Below are 17211 nucleotides of genomic sequence, written 5' to 3'. Positions count from 1 at the left end.
CGTGACCAGCAAGTATTTATAAGTCACATGAAATTACTGTAGGAGCGAGCTTGCTCGCGAAAAACGCCAACGATAACGCCTGCATTCTGGATGATCGCGGTGTCTGGGAGTTCTTCGCGAGCAAGCTCGCTCCTACAGGCCAAACAACTCCGCAGGCAGACTCATCAGGCATTCGCTGCCCGCCTCCACCGCCGCGCGGTGGGTGGCGGTACGCGGCAGCAGGCGCTTGAAGTAGAAATCGCAGGTCGCCAGCTTGGCCTTGGCGAAGTCGGCGTCGGGCTGCTCAAGGGCCGCCAGCGCCATGCGCAGCCACAGGTAAGCGAGCACAACGTAGCCGCTGTACATCAAGTAATCCACAGCGGCGGCGCCGACTTCATCGGGGTTTTTCATCGCCGCCATGCCCACGCGGGTGGTCAGCTCGCCCCATTCGCGGTTCAGTTGATCGAGCTGCGCCACATGGGCCTTGAATTGCGGGTGCTCGGCGTTCGCGGCACAGAATTTGTGTACGATTTTGGTAAACCCACGCAGCAGCTTGCCCTGGCTGCCCAGCACCTTGCGCCCCAGCAGGTCGAGGGCCTGGATGCCGTTGGTGCCCTCATAGATCGGCGCAATCCGCGCATCGCGGGCCAGTTGCTCCATACCCCATTCGCGGATGTAACCGTGGCCGCCGAACACTTGCATGCCATGGTTGGTGACCTCCAGCCCGGTGTCGGTCATGAAGGCTTTGCAGATCGGCGTGAGGAACGCCAACAGGTCTTCGGCGTCCTGACGTTGCCCGGCGTCGTTGCTCAGGTGCGCCGTGTCGAGCAATTGCGCGGTGAAGTAGGCCAGCGCGCGGTTGCCTTCGTTAAAGGCTTTCATGGTCAGCAACATGCGACGTACATCGGCGTGCACGATGATCGGGTCGGCGGCTTTCTCCGGGGCCTTGGCGCCGGTCAGCGAGCGCATTTGCAGGCGGTCGTTGGCATATTTGATCGCGCCCTGGAAACTCGCCTCGCCGTTACACAGGCCCTGCATGCCAGTGCCCAGGCGCGCGTGGTTCATCATGGTGAACATGCAGTTCAGGCCTTTGTTCGCCTCGCCAATCAGAAAGCCCCTGGCGCCGTCGAAGTTCAGCACGCAGGTGGCCGAGCCCTTGATGCCCATTTTGTGTTCGATGGAACCGCAGTGCACCGCGTTGCGCGCGCCGGAGTCCGCATGGAACTTGGGCACGATGAATAACGAGATGCCCTTGGTGCCCGCCGGCGCATCCGGCAGCTTGGCCAGCACCAGGTGGATGATATTGGCGCTCATGTCGTGTTCGCCGGCCGAGATGAAGATCTTGCTGCCGGTGATGGCATAGCTGCCGTCCGCCTGGGGCACGGCGCGGGTCTTGATCAGGCCCAGGTCGGTGCCGCAATGGGCTTCGGTGAGGCACATGGTGCCGGTCCATTCGCCGGCGGTGAGTTTGCCCAGGTAGGTGTCTTTCTGCTCGGCGGTGCCATGGGCGTGGATCGCCGACATCGCGCCGTGGGTCAGCCCTGGGTACATGCCCCAGGAGGTGTTGCTGGAGCCGATCATTTCGCTGAGCACCAGGCCCAGTGATTGCGGTAAACCCTGGCCACCGTAGGCCGGGTCCGCCGCCACGCCATGCCAACCACCCTCGACGTATTGGGCAAACGCCTGCTTGAACCCCTTGGGTGTGGTCACCACGCCATTGTCGAAATGGCAGCCTTCCTCATCACCGCTGCGGTTGAGCGGCGCGAGCACGTTTTCGCAGAATTTCGCGCCTTCGTCGAGGATCGCATTGACCATGTCCGGGCTCGCGTCGGTCGCGCCCAGCGCAGCGTAATGGCCGTGGAAATCAAACACGTTGTCGATCAGAAAGCGCATGTCGCGAAGGGGAGCTTTGTACTCAGGCATGGCAATGTCTCCGTCAGCAGATGGTTCCAACCTACCGTCAGCCATCGCCTTGGACAATCATCGTAGAACCCCTGAATACACCGCCATCACTCAACCGGCAGCGCGCTCCATGCGCACTGCGCCACGGCGGGTCTGCCCGGCCGCAACCACGCAGTTGCGCCCGGCGCCCTTGGCGGCATACAGCGCCTGGTCGGCGGATTTGAGCACTTCCTCGGGCGTGCGCTGCTCGGCTTGGCGCTCGGCCACGCCGATACTGATGGTCACCGAGACACTGGAAGCGCCGCTGCCCGAGCGACGCTGACGGCCCTGTTGATCGTCTTGGGGGCGGTCCATGTTGCGCAATTTGATGTCGTAATCGGCGATGATCTCGCGGATCTCCTCCAGGTGCGGCATGCACTCTTCCACCGTCTTGCCGGCGAACACCACGGCGAACTCTTCACCGCCGTAGCGATATGCTCGCCCACCGCCGTTGACCTTGGACAGCTTGCTCGCCACCAGGCGCAACACCTGGTCGCCTACATCGTGGCCGTGGGTGTCGTTGAAGCGCTTGAAGTGGTCGACGTCGCTCATCGCCAGCACATAGTTGCGCCCCAGCCGCTGCATGCGCTCATTCAATGCGCGACGTCCCGGCAAGCCGGTCAGTTCATCGCGGAACGCCATCTGGTAAGCCTCGTGGGCCACACCGGCGGCAATCATCAGCATGACCTGGCTGCACATGATGTTCAGGGTGAACGGCAGGATGAACGTCTGCGGCAACATCCAGAACATACCCAGCAAACCCACCAGTTGCGCCGCGTGCAGCGGGCGCGGCTGGTACCAGTACTGCGCGGCCAGGGTCAGGAAACCAATCAGGAACATCGGGTACGACAACTGGATCAGGCTCATCCAGGCGCCATGCAGCACCGGCCAGCGAATCTCCGCCAGCCAATTCAGCACGCCCAGGGGATAACTTTGTTCCAGCGCCAGCGCGACGCTGCCGATTGCCAGCAACACCGCGCCACGGGCGACGAAGTCACGAAACAGGTGGGTTTTCTCCTGCCACAGCGCGTAAATGCTGAACAGCAACGGCAGCAGCAGACAGCACAAATGGAACACCACCGCCGCGTCTTCGCGCACGCGGCCGTGGTCGCGGTAGAAATCGGTCTGGGTATCGAGCAGGTAGTAGGCGATATACACCGTGATCATCAGGAACAGCTCACGCTGACGACGGTACACCGCGCAATACGAACCGCCGAGCAACAGCACCAGGGTCGGCAGCACATTGAACAGAGAGGTGAAGAAGACGTTGAGGTCCTTGACGTAGGCAGCCGAAAGCCCGGCCAGCAAGAGCAGCAACGAAGGGAGAAAATGACTGAACCGTACAGCGGACACGCGCGACAAGGGTAAAACTCCGACCCGCAAACAAATGATGGCACTATGCCTTTACCCTGACAGTTAAGCACAACCTGACGGGCATGTATCACATTGCCATTACTGTAACGGCAGCCGCCCGCAATCCCTGAGCGCCGTAGTGCGGTTTTTTACCGCGCATAAAAAAACCGCCGCGCCCCAAGGGACGTGGCGGTTTTCACGTGACGCGGTAAGGCTTAGTAAGCCAGGCCGAAGTCTTCTTCTTTCATGTCCATCAGGTTACCTGCGCCCGAGAGCATGGTCGCGACGTGAGTGCGGGTACGCGGCAGGATGCGCTGGAAGTAGAAGCGCGCGGTTTGCAGCTTGGCGGTGTAGAACGCCTCTTCGCTGGTGCCAGCCGCCAGTTTCTCGGCCGCCAGGCGCGCCATGTCGGCCCAGAAGTAAGCCAGGCACGCGTAACCGGAGTACATCAGGTAATCCACCGAAGCGGCACCGACTTCTTCACGGTCTTTCATCGCGGCCGTGCCGACCTTCATGGTCAACTCGCCCCACTCTTTGTTCAGTACGGCCAGCGGTGTGACGAACTCCTGGACCGCCTCGACGCCTTCGTTGGCCTGGCAGAACTTGTGCACGATCTTGGTAAAGCCCTTGAGCGCTTCGCCCTGGGTCATCAGCACTTTACGGCCCAGCAGGTCCAGGGCCTGGATGCCGGTGGTGCCCTCGTACAGCATCGAAATGCGGCTGTCGCGAACGTTCTGCTCCATGCCCCACTCGGCGATGAAACCGTGACCGCCGTAGATCTGCACACCGTGGTTGGCCGATTCAAAACCGACTTCGGTCATGAATGCCTTGGCGATCGGGGTCATGAAGGCCAGCAGGCCGTCGGCCTGTTTCTTGGCTTCGTCGTCGGTGCCGTACTTGACGATGTCCACTTGCTTGGCGGTGAAGTACACCATCGCACGGTTGCCTTCGGCGAAGGCTTTCATGGTCAGCAGCATGCGGCGCACGTCAGGGTGCACGATGATCGGGTCGGCGGCCTTCTCCGGCGCTTTCGGGCCAGTCAGGGAGCGCATCTGCAGGCGGTCGCGAGCGTACTTCAGGCCGCCCTGGAAGCCGATCTCGGCGTGGGCCAGGCCTTGCAGCGCGGTGCCCAGGCGAGCGGTGTTCATAAAGGTGAACATGCAGTTCAGGCCTTTGTTCGCCGGGCCGATCAGGAAACCGGTGGCCGCGTCGAAGTTCATCACGCACGTAGCGTTGCCGTGGATGCCCATCTTGTGTTCCAACGAGCCGCAGGTCACCGCGTTGCGCGCGCCGATCGAGCCATCGGCGTTCGGCAGGAACTTGGGCACGATAAACAGCGAAATGCCTTTGGTGCCAGCCGGTGCATCCGGCAGGCGGGCCAGGACGATGTGGACGATGTTATCGGCCATGTCGTGCTCACCGGCCGAGATGAAGATCTTGGTGCCGGAGACTTTGTAGGAACCATCAGCCTGAGGCTCGGCCTTGGTGCGCAGCATGCCCAGGTCGGTGCCGCAGTGCGGCTCGGTCAGGCACATGGTGCCGGTCCACTCGCCCGACACCAGTTTGGTCAGGTAGGCGTCTTGCTGCTCGGGCGTGCCGTGCTCGGAGATGGTATTCATCGCGCCGTGCGACAGGCCTGGGTACATGCCCCACGACCAGTTGGCTTCGCCGACCATTTCGCTCACCGCCAGACCCAGGGATTCCGGCAGGCCTTGGCCACCGTGCTCCACGTCGTGGGCCAGGCTTGGCCAGCCGCCTTCGACGAACTGTTTGTAGGCTTCCTTGAAACCTGTAGGGGTCTTAACGCCTGACTCGCTCCAGGTGCACCCTTCGATGTCGCCCACACGGTTCAGCGGTGCCAGTACCTGCTCACAGAACTTGGCGCCCTCTTCAAGGATGGCGTCAACCATGTCCGGCGTAGCGTCCTGGCAAGCCGGCAGGCTCTGATAGTGCGCTTCATAGCCAAGCAGTTCGTCACGAACGAAGCGAATATCACGCAAGGGGGCCTTGTAGTCAGGCATAGCGATAAACCTCTGCTGATGTATCTGGGATGGACAACCGCGTGGATGTGTGGAGGCGGTCAAACAGGTGTTTGAAACATACGTTTACGTCCTGGGGATGTCAAGCGTCGTTCGGGTGCCGTTTGTCCTGATGTGGGTCAACATCAGACACGGCAAGGCCTGCGGCAAGACGCCACGTCTTTGGCAAGTGTAGAGGTGCGGGGAGGCGAAGCAGGTCAAAGGTGGGAGCTGGCTTGCCTGCGATGCGGGCGCTGCGGTGTATCAGGCAAAGCGAGGTGATTCGATCGCAGGCAAGCCAGCCCCCACAGAAAGCAGAGCCGGCATGCGCGGAGACGAGGAACTAAGCGTAGGTATCGATGAAAGTGCCGAGCATTTCATCCGCAGCCTTGGCCACTTTGACGCCCAGCGCCACCTCAAATTTGCCTTCGGCCAGCTCCACCATATTGCTCGCGGAATTGGTCGGCTGGCCGCGATTGACCGCCTGCAAGCGATCACTCTGGGCGTCCGAGGGTTGGCTGGTGGCGGCACTGGCGATCTTGCCGGCGGCCTGGTCGACACGGCTCTGCCCGGACGCAATGGTATTCAGGCCTGAGTAAAACGCGCTGCTGCCAGAGATATCCATGGCTTGAACCTGCTTTCAGAGAATCGTGAACGATGATTGAAACAGAGATAGTGGCAAAACGCCCGACAAAAACACTAATGGCACAATGCCCGACGATAGCCAAAATCAGTCAAGCAGATCCAACTGCAGGTAGTGCGCCACGGCCTCAGCCCCGGCGTGCTTGATTCTTGGTACACGCCCCAGACAGGGCGCAGGCAACCGTTCGGCCAGGGTGGCGAGGTTTTCTTCCAGACGGGAGGTCTTGGGGTCGATGATATTGGCCACCCACCCGGCCAACGGCAAACCGTCCCGCGCAATGGCTTCGGCAGTGAGCAGGGCATGACTGATGCAACCCAGGCGCACGCCCACCACCAGGATCACCGGCAGTTTCAGCGCCATGGCCAGGTCTGACATATTCGCCTGGTCGGCCAGGGGCACACGCCAACCGCCTGCGCCTTCGATCAAGGTGAAATCCGCGTTCAAGGCCAGGACCTGCTGCATGGGTTTCAACAAGGACTGCACCGTAAGCGAGACCCCCGCCTCCCGCGCCGCCAGATGGGGGGCGATGGCCGGTTCGAACGCCACCGGGTTCACGTCGGCGTAATTCAGGGGCAACGTACATTCGGCCAATAACGCCAGCGCATCGGCGTTGCGCAAGCCTTTGGGCGTGACCTCGCAACCGGAAGCGACGGGCTTGCCGGCGGCGGTGCTGCGGCCGGCGTGCCGCGCCGCGTGCAGCAAGCCGGCGGCGATGGTGGTCTTGCCGACATCGGTGTCGGTACCGGTGATGAAATAAGCGGCGCTCATAGAGGTTTCTCCAGTACGGCATACACCACTTGGTAAGTCGCCGGCAGGCCCTGGGCCTCGCGGAACTGCTCATACGCTTGCACCAGCGCAGCAATCCGCGCACGCCCCGTCAACCCGCCCGGTCGGCCGGGGTTGAGGTTATGCGCGCCCAACGCTTTCAATTCATGGGTCAGGCTGCGCACATCAGGGTAATGCAGCACGTGGGGGCGACGCTCCAGGCTCACCACCCGCAGGCCGCTGGCTGCGCACCGTTGCTGGTAAGCCTCGAAGGTGCGAAAGCGATTGACGTGAACCAGGCCATCCGCCGCGCGCCAGCTTTCGCGCAGCTCGTGCAAGGTGCCCACGCACAGGCTGGCGAAGGCCAGCACACCGCCCGGCTGCAACACGCGATGAGCCTCGCTGAGCACCGCCTCGAAGTTCGCGCACCATTGCACTGCAAGGGAGGAAAAAAGCAGCTGCAAGCTTTCAGCCTTAAGCGGCAAGCGCTCTGCGTCACCTGCGATGAAGTGCTCGGCGCCACCCAACGGGCGTGCGTGGTTGAGCATACCTTCGGCGATATCCAGTGCGACGCCTTGGCTGTCGGAAAAGCGTTCGGCCAGCACGCGGCTGAAATACCCGGTGCCGCAGCCCATATCCAGCCAGCGTTGCGGCGCGAGACCTGCTGGCAAGCGCGCCAGTAATTGGTTGCCCACCGCCCGCTGCAACTCGGCGACGCTGTCGTAACTGGCGGCGGCACGGGAAAAGGACGCCGCCACCTGGCGCTTGTCCGGCAAGGCACCCGGAAGCGGGGGGTGGGATAAATCAGTCATCGACGCACTCATGCAAAAAAGCCTGGATGGCCCCCGCTACACCGTGGGGGTCTTCCAGAAGAAAAGCGTGGCCGGCCTGTTCAATCAGGCCGATTTCAACATCGGGGAGCAGGGCCAGCAATGCGCCGGCGGCTTCGGCAGGTACCAACTCGTCCAGACCTGCAAACAGGTGCAACTGCGGGCCGCGATACACCAGCAGAGCGTCGCGGGTATCGAGTTGGGCGAGCAGCTCAAGCCCCGCCATCAGGCGCGTGGAAGACGTATTCGGCGCCCCGCTGACCAACAGCCGCGCCAGGCCGCGCGGGTCTTCGGCACCCTTGGCACATAAAAGTCCGAAGCGCTTGAGGGTGACCTGGGAGTCGGCATGGCATCCGGCGAGAAACGCATCGAAGGTCTCGGCCGGCATCGCATTCGGCCAGCCATCATGGGCGACAAAACACGGGTTGCTCGCCAGGGTCAGCAGGCCGCAGCAACGTTCGCCGCGCCGTGCCGCCAGCTCCGCGGCCAGCATGCCGCCCAGGGACCAGCCGCCCAGCCAGGCGTTGTCCGGCAGCGTGGCGTCGAGCTCGTCGAGCCATTCATTAAGGTCGCTGGAGTCAAGCACGGGCAACGGTTCGATCTGCACCTGCAGGTGCTCGTCCAAACCCTGCAGTGCGGCGGCCAACGGCTCCAATGGCGATACACCCAGGCCCCAGCCGGGCAGCAATACCAGTCGATCACGCATGGGCAGGCTCCAGGCGGAAACAGTCTTCCAATGCGCTTAACAATAGCTGCACCTGCGCCGCGCTGTGGGCCGCCGTCAATGTCACGCGTAGACGCGCGCTGCCGGCCGGCACCGTGGGCGGGCGGATCGCGGTCACCATCAGGCCGCGCTCGCGCAGCCTCCGGGACAGGCGCATGGCCCTGGCACTGTCGCCGATCAGGATCGGCTGGATCGGCGTGAAGCTGTCCATCAACTCCAGGCCCAACTGCTCGGCGCCTTGGCGAAATTGACGGATCAGCATGTTCAGGTGTTCGCGCCGCCAATGCTCGCTGCGCAACAGTTCCAGGCTTTTCAGGGTGGCGCAGGCCAGGGCCGGCGGTTGGCTGGTGGTGTAGATATACGGCCGCGCGAACTGGATCAGGCTTTCGATCAGCTCTTCACTGCCCGCCACAAAGGCCCCGGCCGTACCAAACGCTTTGCCGAGGGTGCCGACCAGTACCGGCACATCCTCCTGGCTCAGGCCGAAATGCTCGACGATACCGCCACCATTGGCGCCCAGGGGCCCGAAACCGTGGGCGTCATCCACCATCAACCAGGCGCCTTTGGCCTTGGTTTCACGGGCCAGCGCGGGCAAGTCGGCCAGATCGCCGTCCATGCTGAACACGCCATCGGTGACCACCAGCGTATTGCCGGTGGCCTTTTCAAGGCGCTTGACGAGGCTGTCGGCGTCGTTATGCAGGTAGCGACTGAAGCGCGCACCGGACAGCAAGCCCGCATCCAGCAGCGAGGCATGGTTAAGACGGTCTTCCAGCACGGTGTCGCCCTGCCCCACCAGCGCCGTGACCGCGCCAAGGTTGGCCATGTAGCCGGTGGTAAACAGCAGCGCGCGCGGGCGACCGGTCAAGTCAGCCAGGGCTTCTTCCAGTTCATGGTGCGGCGTGGCATGGCCGACCACCAGGTGCGAAGCACCACCGCCTACGCCCCAACGGGACGCACCGGCGCGCCAGGCTTCGATCACCTGCGGGTGATTGGCCAGGCCCAGGTAATCGTTGTTGCAGAACGCCAGCAACGGCTGTCCGTCGACCACCACTTGCGGGCCTTGGGGGCTTTGCAGCAGTGGGCGTTGGCGATAAAGGTGTTCGGCACGGCGGGCAGCGAGGCGCGCGGCGAGATCGAAAGACATGCTGGCCTCGGTTTACGGTCAAAAATGTGGGAGCTGGCTTGCCTGCGATGACGACGGCACATTCACCAGCAATGTGCCTGACAGACCGCTATCGCAGGCAAGCCAGCTCCCACATTTGGATTGCATTTCAATCAAACAGCGGCGTTGTAGAACTGCTCGCTGCTTTTCTGTTCGACCAACGCCTGTTCGATCGCCGCCTGGTGCACTTCATCGGCGTGCTCTTCGCGCGCTTCCGGCAGGATCCCCAGGCGCGCGAACAGTTGCATGTCCTTGTCGGCCTGCGGGTTGGAGGTAGTCAGCAGCTTGTCGCCGTAGAAGATCGAGTTGGCACCGGCAAAAAACGCCAAGGCCTGCATCTGCTCGTTCATCGCCTCACGGCCGGCCGACAGGCGCACATGGGATTTGGGCATCAGGATGCGCGCCACGGCGAGCATGCGAATGAAGTCGAACGGGTCGATATCCTCGGCGTTTTCCAGCGGCGTGCCGGCGACCTTCACCAGCATGTTGATCGGCACCGACTCTGGATGCTCCGGCAGGTTGGCCAACTGGATCAGCAAGTTGGCGCGGTCGTCGAGGGACTCGCCCATGCCGAGGATGCCGCCCGAGCAGATCTTCATCCCCGAGTCACGCACATAGGCCAGGGTTTGCAGGCGCTCGCCATAGGTGCGGGTAGTGATGATCGAGCCGTAGAACTCCGGCGAGGTATCAAGGTTGTGGTTGTAGTAGTCGAGGCCGGCCTGGGCCAGGGCTTCGGTCTGGTCCTGATCGAGACGGCCGAGGGTCATGCAGGTTTCCAGGCCCATGGCCTTCACGCCTTTGACCATTTCCAGCACGTAGGGCATGTCTTTGGCCGACGGGTGTTTCCAGGCGGCGCCCATGCAGAAGCGGGTCGAACCGATGGCCTTGGCGCGAGCCGCCTCTTCGAGGACCTTCTGCACCTCCATCAGTTTTTCTTTTTCCAGGCCGGTGTTGTAGTGGCCCGACTGCGGACAATATTTGCAATCTTCCGGGCAGGCGCCGGTTTTGATCGAGAGCAGCGTCGACACTTGCACACGATTAGCGTCGAAATGCGCGCGGTGCACGGTCTGCGCCTGGAACAACAGGTCGTTGAACGGCTGTACGAACAGCGCTTTGACTTCTGCAAGAGACCAATCGTGACGCAACGTGGCGGTGGTGCTGGCGCTCATGGGCGATTCCTTGATTATGCTTGGGCAAGCGCTGTGGGCAGGGCAATACCCACAGGCACGACACGGATGCTCGGCATATTTAAGGAAGATTCATGCGCTGTCAACCCAGCAACAAACACCAGGTTTACATATGGTTAAAAAACATACAGACCTGTTTAATCTGCGATGAAACGACAGAGTCCGCTCATTGTGTGTGCAACGTCTGCGAAACGGAGCTGCCGTGGTTGCTGGAGCACTGCGACCTGTGCGCCCTGCCCTTGCCCATGGAGGGTTTGATCTGCGGCCAATGTCAGAAACAACCGCCTGCCTTTAAACAGGCGGTCGCGCCTTGGACCTACAGCTTCCCTGTCGACAGCCTGATCAGCCGCTTCAAACACCAGGCCCGCTGGCCCCTCGGGCAGATGCTTGCGCGGCTGTTGGCGCACCACCTGCAACACCGCTTCGACAACACCGAGCTCCCGCGGCCCGATTGCCTGCTGCCCGTGCCTATGGCCCGCAAACGCCTGCGCGAACGCGGCTATAACCAAGCCGCGATGCTGGCGCGCTGGCTCAGCAGCGACCTGAACATTGCCTGCGATGAGCACCTGTTGTTACGCCCCCAGGAAACCGTCGCCCAGCAAGCCCTCGATGCCAAGACCCGCAAGCGCAACCTGCTCGGCGCCTTCGCCCTGGCGCCAGACGCCCAGGTGCAGGGGCGTCACTTCGCCCTGGTCGACGACGTACTCACCACGGGCGCCACCGCCCACAGCCTGGCGCGATTGTTGACCGATGCCGGCGCGCGACGGGTCGATGTGTACTGCCTGGCCCGCACGCCCAAACCGGGCCACTGACTTGACGCCAGCCACGCTTGCCCGCAACGTTCGGCTCATCCCATCCAAGCGTATCCACATGTCTCTGCCCACCCCGCTCAGCCAACACATCATTCGCCGCCCCCAGCGCATTGCCTTGCTGGGGCACATCGCCGAGCAGGGCTCCATCACCCGCGCCGCGAAAAGCGCAGGCTTGAGCTACAAGGCGGCCTGGGACGCCATCGACGAGCTGAACAATCTGGCGCAAAAGCCCCTTGTGCAACGCAGCGTCGGTGGCAAGGGCGGCGGCGGCGCCAAGCTGACGGCCGAGGGTGAGCGGGTGTTGCGTCTTTACCAGCGCCTGCAAGTGCTGCAGGCGCAGGTGCTGGGTTCCGACGAAGCGGCCAGCGATTTCAACCTGCTGGGCCGCTTGATGCTGCGTACCAGCGCGCGCAATCAGTTGCACGGCCAGGTCATCGCCATCGAGCAGCAAGGCCGCAACGATCTGGTCCGCCTGCAACTGGCGGGCGGGCTGACCCTGGATGCGCAGATTACCCACGACAGCACGCAGCGGCTGGAGCTGGAAACCGGCGTGGAAGTGGTCGCGCTGATCAAGGCCGGCTGGCTGGAACTGCTGGCCGCCGGGGACTTCGTAACAACTGGACACAATTGCATGAGCGGCACCGTCGACGCCATTCTCGACGCCGACGACGGCCCCAGCGAAGTCCGCATCGCCCTGCCCAATGGCCAGGTTCTCTGCGCGCTGGCGCAGCCCGACGCCCTCAAGACGATCGGTGCCGCCAGCGGCAAGGCGATCCAGGTGCAATTCGCGCCGAGCAATGTGCTGCTGGGAACACCGGTGTAAGCAGCCAGCTTCTTTTAACTGCAACAATTTCGTCACGCCCGCTCCTTAAGGTATCTGCAAAAACCGTCAAGGAGCCTGAGATGAGCCTATTAGAAGAAAGCCAAGCCACCGACCTCGAACAGATGGTCGGCCTCACCCGCCGCCGCTTCATCGGTGCCGGTGCCTTGTGCGGTGCCGCGATGTTCCTGGGCGGCAACCTGTTGACCCGCAGCGCCCTGGCCATCAATGCCGCCACTGCCAGCCCGCTGCTGGGCTTTACCAGCATCGCCGCCGCCACCAGCGACACCATCAGCCTGCCTCCGGGCTACAGCGCGTCGGTGCTGATCAGTTGGGGCCAACCGCTGAGCAAGAACGCGCCAGCCTTCGACCCGTCCGGCAACGGCACGGCGCAGGCCCAGGAACAGCAGTTCGGCGACAACAACGACGGCATGAGTCTGTTCCCCTTCCCCGGCGACGATAACCGCGCGCTGATGGCGATCAACAACGAATACACCAACTACCGCTACCTCTACGCCCACGGCGGCGCGCCGCAATCGGCCGAAGACGTGCGCAAGGCCCTGGCCAGCGAAGGCGTGTCCGTGATCGAAGTGCGGCGCCAGGGCGACACCTGGCAATTCGTCCAGAACTCGCGCTACAACCGCCGCATCCACGGCAACTCGCCGATCCGCCTCAGCGGCCCCGCTGCCGGCCATGAATGGCTGAAAACCAGCGCCGACAAATCCGGCAAGAAAGTCCTGGGCACCTTCCAGAACTGCGCCAACGGTAAAACGCCGTGGGGCACTTATTTGACGTGCGAAGAGAACTTCACCGACTGCTTCGGCAGCAGCAACCCACAACAAACCTTCGATGCCGGGCAGAAACGCTACGGCGCGGTTGCCGCCAGCAAAGACATCAACTGGCATCAACACGACCCGCGTTTCGACCTGGCCAAGAACCCCAACGAACTCAATCGCCACGGTTGGGTAGTGGAGATCGATCCGTTCGACCCGCAATCCACCCCGGCCAAGCGCACCGCCCTGGGCCGCTTCAAGCACGAAAACGCGGCGCTGGCCGAGACCCGCGACGGGCGCGCCGTGGTGTACATGGGCGATGATGAGCGCGGCGAGTTCATCTACAAGTTCGTCAGCCGCGACAAGATCAACCACAAGAACCCCAAGGCCAACAAAGACCTGCTCGACCATGGCACCTTGTACGTGGCGATCTTCGACGCGGGCGACGGCAATGCCGACCATCCCAAGGGCAAGGGCCAATGGGTCGAGTTGACCTTTGGCGAAAACGGCATCGACGCCAGCAACGGGTTCAACAGCCAGGCCGAAGTGCTGATCCACGCGCGCCTGGCCGCCAGCGTGGTGAAAGCCACCCGCATGGACCGCCCGGAATGGATCGTGGTCAGCCCCACCGATGGCCAGGTCTATTGCACCCTCACCAACAATGCCAAGCGCGGTGAAGACGGCCAGCCCGTCGGTGGCCCCAACCCCCGTGAGAAAAACGTCTACGGCCAGATCCTGCGCTGGAAGGCCGACGCCGATAACCACGGCGCCATGTCGTTCACTTGGGACCTGTTCGTGGTGGCCGGCAACCCTGGCGTGCACGCCGGAACGCCCAAGGGCGGTTCGTCGAACATCAACCCGCAGAACATGTTCAACAGCCCCGACGGCCTGGGTTTCGACAAGGCGGGGCGCTTGTGGATCCTTACCGACGGTGACTACAGCAACGCGGGCGATTTCGCGGGGATGGGCAATAACCAGATGCTCTGCGCCGACCCGAGCACTGGGGAAATCCGCCGCTTCATGGTCGGGCCGGTGGCCTGTGAAGTGACGGGCATCAGCTTTTCGCCGGACCAAAAGACGCTGTTCGTGGGCATTCAGCATCCGGGCGAAACCGGCGGTTCGACCTGGCCGGAGCATTTGCCCAATGGCAAGCCGCGTTCGTCGGTGATGGCGATTCGGCGGGATGATGGCGGGGTCGTCGGCGCCTGACAGGGCCTCATCGCAGGCAAGCCAGCTCCCACAGATGACCGTGTATATCCGGCAGGAACACGGTCGAATGTGAGAGCTGGCTTGCCTGCGATAGCGTCCGAACAGCCACCGCCGACCTATGCTGTTACCATACCCGGCCGGACGCGGCGACCTGCTGCGCGCAGGAGTTCGCATGGCCCATCCGTTTGAAACGCTCACCCCCGACTTGGTGCTCGATGCTGTCGAAAGTATCGGCTTCCTCAGCGATGCTCGCATCCTGGCGCTCAACAGCTACGAAAACCGCGTCTATCAAGTGGGCATCGAAGACGCCGAGCCGCTGATCGCCAAGTTCTATCGCCCGCAACGCTGGACCAACGAAGCCATCCTCGAAGAACACCGCTTCACCTTCGAACTGGCTGAATGCGAAGTGCCGGTGGTGGCGCCGCTCATCCACAACGGCGCGAGCCTGTTCGAACACGCCGGTTTCCGTTTCACCTTGTTCCCCCGCCGCGGCGGCCGCGCGCCGGAGCCGGGCAACCTCGATCAGCTTTACCGTCTCGGGCAATTGCTGGGCCGTTTGCATGCGGTGGGTTCGACCCGCCCGTTCGAACACCGCGAAGCCTTGGGGGTGAAGAACTTCGGTCATGACTCCCTCACCACGCTACTGGAAGGCAACTTCATTCCCAAGAGCCTGCTGCCGGCCTACGAGTCCGTGGCCCGCGACCTGCTCAAGCGTGTGGAAGAGGTGTACAAGGCCACGCCGCACAAGAACATCCGCATGCACGGCGACTGCCACCCCGGCAACATGATGTGCCGCGACGAAATGTTTCATATCGTCGACCTGGATGACTGCCGCATGGGCCCGGCGGTGCAGGACTTGTGGATGATGCTCGCCGGAGACCGCCAGGAATGCCTGGGCCAGTTGTCGGAATTGATGGATGGCTACCAGGAATTCCACGACTTCGATCCGCGTGAATTGGCGCTGATCGAACCGCTGCGCGCCCTGCGCCTGATGCACTACAGCGCCTGGCTGGCCCGACGCTGGGATGACCCGGCGTTCCCTCACAGCTTCCCATGGTTTGGCAGCGAGCGTTATTGGGGCGATCAGGTGCTGGCGTTGCGCGAACAGCTGTCGGCCCTGAATGAAGAGCCGCTGAAACTCTTCTGACTGCTTTTCTGTGGGAGCCGGCTTGCCCGCGATAGCATCACCTCGGTATGCCTGCACAACCGAGGCGCCTGCATCGCGGGCAAGCCCGGCTCCCACAGAAAGCAGATCCCATTGGTCGCCAAATATCCTTACAATCGCGCTTTGTTAGCTGCCCAAGCAAGGATTCCGCATGCAAGCCGCCAACCCCCGCAAGGGTTACATCCTGGGCCTGAGCGCCTATGTCATCTGGGGCCTGTTCCCGCTTTACTTCAAAGCCATCGCAAGCGTACCCGCCGCCGAAATCATCGTGCACCGGGTGCTCTGGTCGGCGCTGTTCGGCGGTTTGCTGCTGATGGTCTGGAAACACCCCGGCTGGTTCCGCGAGTTGCGCGACAACCCCAAGCGCCTGGCGATCCTGGCCCTGAGCGGTTCGTTGATCGCGGCTAACTGGTTGACCTATGTCTGGTCGGTAAACACCGGACGCATGCTGGAAGCGAGCCTGGGTTACTACATCAATCCACTGGTCAACGTCCTGCTGGGCATGCTGCTGCTCGGCGAGCGCCTGCGTCGCCTGCAATGGGTAGCCGTCGGGTTGGCCGCGGTGGGCGTGGCGCAACAAGTGTGGCAAGTCGGCAGCTTGCCATGGGTGTCGCTGGTGCTGGCGCTGACCTTTGGCTTCTATGGGCTGATCCGTAAACAGGCGCCGGTGAAGGCCCTGCCGGGGCTGGTGGTGGAAACCTGGATGCTGGTGCCGATTGCCGTGGCCTGGTTGCTGTTCAACCCGACGGCGCATAGCGCACAGCTGGAATTCTGGAGTACTTCCGAGGCTTGGTGGTTGGTAGCCGCAGGCCCGGTGACGCTGATCCCTCTGGTGTGTTTCAACGCTGCCGCGCGGCATTTGCCCTACACCGCACTGGGCTTCTTGCAGTACGTAGCGCCCACCCTGGTGCTGCTGGAAGCCGTGCTGCTGTTCGGCGAACACCTGGCGCCAAGCACGCTGACCGCCTTCGCCTTTATCTGGGCGGGCCTGGTGGTATACAGCGTGGATATCTGGCTGAGCGTGCGCAAACGCTGATCAAAAAACGCTCAAACCTCTGCAAGCCACAGCCTGCATGGCTTGCAGGCATCCACCCCAAGGTTATCCACAGGCCCATGCAAGATTTGCATGCATAACCGGGTAGGTGGGTTACTCCTCGTTGCGCAGTTCCACCATCAAGTCGTCCGCCAGGGTTTCCAGGGATTGCTGCAAGTCATCCAGGGATAATGTCGACGGCACCTGCAGCAAAGCTTCGGCGTTGAACAGCGGATCACCGCTCATCGGTGCCGGACGTACATCGGTACTCAAACGCTCCAGGTTGACGCCCTGCTTGCTTAACAGCGCAGTGATCTCTCGCACGATGCCGGCGCGGTCGTTGCCTACCAGCGTCATCACGATCGACTTGGACGCGGAGGCCTGGCCGCTGCTGCCCTCACCCACCAGCACGCGAATGCCGTGTGTGGATAAATCCTCCAGCGCACCCACCAACGCCTGACGGTTCTCGGCAGGCACACTGACACGCAGGATCCCGGCAAACTGCCCGGCCATATGCGCCATTCGGCTTTCCAGCCAGTTGCCACCGTGGGCGGCAATAACCTGCGCAATACGTTCAACCAGGCCGGGTTTGTCGGCGGCGATAATTGTGAGTACAAGATGGTCCATGGCGTTGCCCTCTGGAATTCAATCTACAAGGTGGACGCAGGCGCCCTCGAAAACAAATCGTGTACCATTTTTATATTTATCTGGAACAATCCAATAGTTTTTTGAGAACATCCGGTTCTCCGCTGTGACCGTACGACCAAAGTGGGTCGCTAAACGACGTATTTTAGTCT

15 protein-coding genes are annotated in these 17211 nt (G+C 62.4%); 5 read left to right on the top strand and 10 right to left on the bottom strand.

Annotation, left to right across the window (positions count from 1 at the left end):
* Positions 1 to 132: 132 nt before the first annotated feature.
* The 9 genes from BLL36_RS21265 to bioB all read right to left on the bottom strand — a co-directional run bounded on the left by BLL36_RS21265 (position 133) and on the right by bioB (position 10584).
* Positions 133 to 1902, bottom strand: a complete 1770-nt coding sequence (locus BLL36_RS21265; RefSeq protein WP_076953279.1) for an acyl-CoA dehydrogenase C-terminal domain-containing protein — start codon at positions 1900 to 1902, stop codon at positions 133 to 135.
* A gap of 90 nt (positions 1903 to 1992) precedes the next feature.
* Positions 1993 to 3282 (bottom strand): GGDEF domain-containing protein, encoded by a 1290-nt coding sequence (locus tag BLL36_RS21260; protein WP_076953278.1) that lies wholly within the window; start codon positions 3280 to 3282, stop codon positions 1993 to 1995.
* A gap of 206 nt (positions 3283 to 3488) precedes the next feature.
* Positions 3489 to 5294: a phenylacyl-CoA dehydrogenase gene (locus BLL36_RS21255; protein WP_076953277.1), complete on the bottom strand. Its 1806-nt coding sequence runs from the start codon at positions 5292 to 5294 to the stop codon at positions 3489 to 3491.
* A 340-nt stretch (positions 5295 to 5634) separates the two neighbouring features.
* A complete protein-coding gene (locus BLL36_RS21250) occupies positions 5635 to 5916 on the bottom strand; it encodes a pyrroloquinoline quinone biosynthesis protein PqqE (protein ID WP_076953276.1) in 282 nt (93 codons plus the stop codon).
* Between the two features lie 105 nt (positions 5917 to 6021).
* Positions 6022 to 6702 (bottom strand): dethiobiotin synthase, encoded by a 681-nt coding sequence (bioD, locus tag BLL36_RS21245; RefSeq protein ID WP_076953275.1) that lies wholly within the window; start codon positions 6700 to 6702, stop codon positions 6022 to 6024.
* Complete coding sequence (gene bioC / locus BLL36_RS21240; protein WP_076953274.1) at positions 6699 to 7511, bottom strand: malonyl-ACP O-methyltransferase BioC; 813 nt, start codon at positions 7509 to 7511, stop codon at positions 6699 to 6701. Before bioC ends, bioD begins: the two co-directional genes overlap by 4 nt.
* A complete protein-coding gene (locus BLL36_RS21235; protein ID WP_076953273.1) occupies positions 7504 to 8235 on the bottom strand; it encodes an alpha/beta fold hydrolase in 732 nt (243 codons plus the stop codon). The genes bioC and BLL36_RS21235 overlap by 8 nt, the downstream gene beginning before the upstream one ends.
* Positions 8228 to 9397, bottom strand: coding sequence for an 8-amino-7-oxononanoate synthase (gene bioF, locus BLL36_RS21230; RefSeq protein WP_076953272.1), 1170 nt, complete (start codon positions 9395 to 9397; stop codon positions 8228 to 8230). Before bioF ends, BLL36_RS21235 begins: the two co-directional genes overlap by 8 nt.
* A gap of 131 nt (positions 9398 to 9528) precedes the next feature.
* Positions 9529 to 10584: a biotin synthase BioB gene (bioB, locus tag BLL36_RS21225; protein WP_076953271.1), complete on the bottom strand. Its 1056-nt coding sequence runs from the start codon at positions 10582 to 10584 to the stop codon at positions 9529 to 9531.
* Between the two features lie 92 nt (positions 10585 to 10676).
* Between bioB and BLL36_RS21220 the strand changes: the two genes are divergently transcribed.
* From BLL36_RS21220 to rarD, 5 genes are all read left to right on the top strand, one after another.
* Positions 10677 to 11414 (top strand): ComF family protein, encoded by a 738-nt coding sequence (locus BLL36_RS21220; protein ID WP_076953270.1) that lies wholly within the window; start codon positions 10677 to 10679, stop codon positions 11412 to 11414.
* Positions 11415 to 11472: 58 nt separating this feature from the next.
* Positions 11473 to 12237, top strand: a complete 765-nt coding sequence (locus BLL36_RS21215; protein WP_076953269.1) for a TOBE domain-containing protein — start codon at positions 11473 to 11475, stop codon at positions 12235 to 12237.
* 80 nt (positions 12238 to 12317) lie between these two features.
* Positions 12318 to 14216, top strand: a complete 1899-nt coding sequence (locus BLL36_RS21210) for a PhoX family protein (RefSeq protein WP_076953268.1) — start codon at positions 12318 to 12320, stop codon at positions 14214 to 14216.
* 172 nt (positions 14217 to 14388) lie between these two features.
* Complete coding sequence (locus BLL36_RS21205) at positions 14389 to 15363, top strand: serine/threonine protein kinase (RefSeq protein ID WP_076953267.1); 975 nt, start codon at positions 14389 to 14391, stop codon at positions 15361 to 15363.
* Between the two features lie 169 nt (positions 15364 to 15532).
* Complete coding sequence (rarD, locus tag BLL36_RS21200; RefSeq protein WP_076953266.1) at positions 15533 to 16417, top strand: EamA family transporter RarD; 885 nt, start codon at positions 15533 to 15535, stop codon at positions 16415 to 16417.
* Between the two features lie 111 nt (positions 16418 to 16528).
* On the opposite strand, the gene BLL36_RS21195 is transcribed toward rarD, so the two are convergent.
* Positions 16529 to 17041: a glycine cleavage system protein R gene (locus tag BLL36_RS21195; protein ID WP_076953265.1), complete on the bottom strand. Its 513-nt coding sequence runs from the start codon at positions 17039 to 17041 to the stop codon at positions 16529 to 16531.
* Positions 17042 to 17211 lie beyond the last annotated feature (170 nt).

The sequence above is a fragment of the Pseudomonas cedrina subsp. cedrina genome (assembly GCF_001983175.1).
GTDB lineage: Bacteria > Pseudomonadota > Gammaproteobacteria > Pseudomonadales > Pseudomonadaceae > Aquipseudomonas > Aquipseudomonas cedrina.
This window is presented reverse-complemented; position numbering and strand designations above follow the sequence as displayed.

Bases quoted from the DNA above. Each gene is read 5' to 3' on its own strand.
- bioF (WP_076953272.1), bottom strand. From the start codon at position 9,397: ATGTCTTTCGATCTCGCCGCGCGCCTCGCTGCCCGCCGTGCCGAACAC.
- BLL36_RS21205 (WP_076953267.1), top strand. From the start codon at position 14,389: ATGGCCCATCCGTTTGAAACGCTCACCCCCGACTTGGTGCTCGATGCT.
- bioC (WP_076953274.1), bottom strand. From the start codon at position 7,511: ATGACTGATTTATCCCACCCCCCGCTTCCGGGTGCCTTGCCGGACAAG.
- BLL36_RS21255 (WP_076953277.1), bottom strand. From the start codon at position 5,294: ATGCCTGACTACAAGGCCCCCTTGCGTGATATTCGCTTCGTTCGTGAC.
- BLL36_RS21215 (WP_076953269.1), top strand. From the start codon at position 11,473: ATGTCTCTGCCCACCCCGCTCAGCCAACACATCATTCGCCGCCCCCAG.
- rarD (WP_076953266.1), top strand. From the start codon at position 15,533: ATGCAAGCCGCCAACCCCCGCAAGGGTTACATCCTGGGCCTGAGCGCC.
- BLL36_RS21210 (WP_076953268.1), top strand. From the start codon at position 12,318: ATGAGCCTATTAGAAGAAAGCCAAGCCACCGACCTCGAACAGATGGTC.
- BLL36_RS21265 (WP_076953279.1), bottom strand. From the start codon at position 1,902: ATGCCTGAGTACAAAGCTCCCCTTCGCGACATGCGCTTTCTGATCGAC.
- BLL36_RS21250 (WP_076953276.1), bottom strand. From the start codon at position 5,916: ATGGATATCTCTGGCAGCAGCGCGTTTTACTCAGGCCTGAATACCATT.
- BLL36_RS21195 (WP_076953265.1), bottom strand. From the start codon at position 17,041: ATGGACCATCTTGTACTCACAATTATCGCCGCCGACAAACCCGGCCTG.
- bioB (WP_076953271.1), bottom strand. From the start codon at position 10,584: ATGAGCGCCAGCACCACCGCCACGTTGCGTCACGATTGGTCTCTTGCA.
- BLL36_RS21220 (WP_076953270.1), top strand. From the start codon at position 10,677: ATGCGCTGTCAACCCAGCAACAAACACCAGGTTTACATATGGTTAAAA.
- bioD (WP_076953275.1), bottom strand. From the start codon at position 6,702: ATGAGCGCCGCTTATTTCATCACCGGTACCGACACCGATGTCGGCAAG.
- BLL36_RS21235 (WP_076953273.1), bottom strand. From the start codon at position 8,235: ATGCGTGATCGACTGGTATTGCTGCCCGGCTGGGGCCTGGGTGTATCG.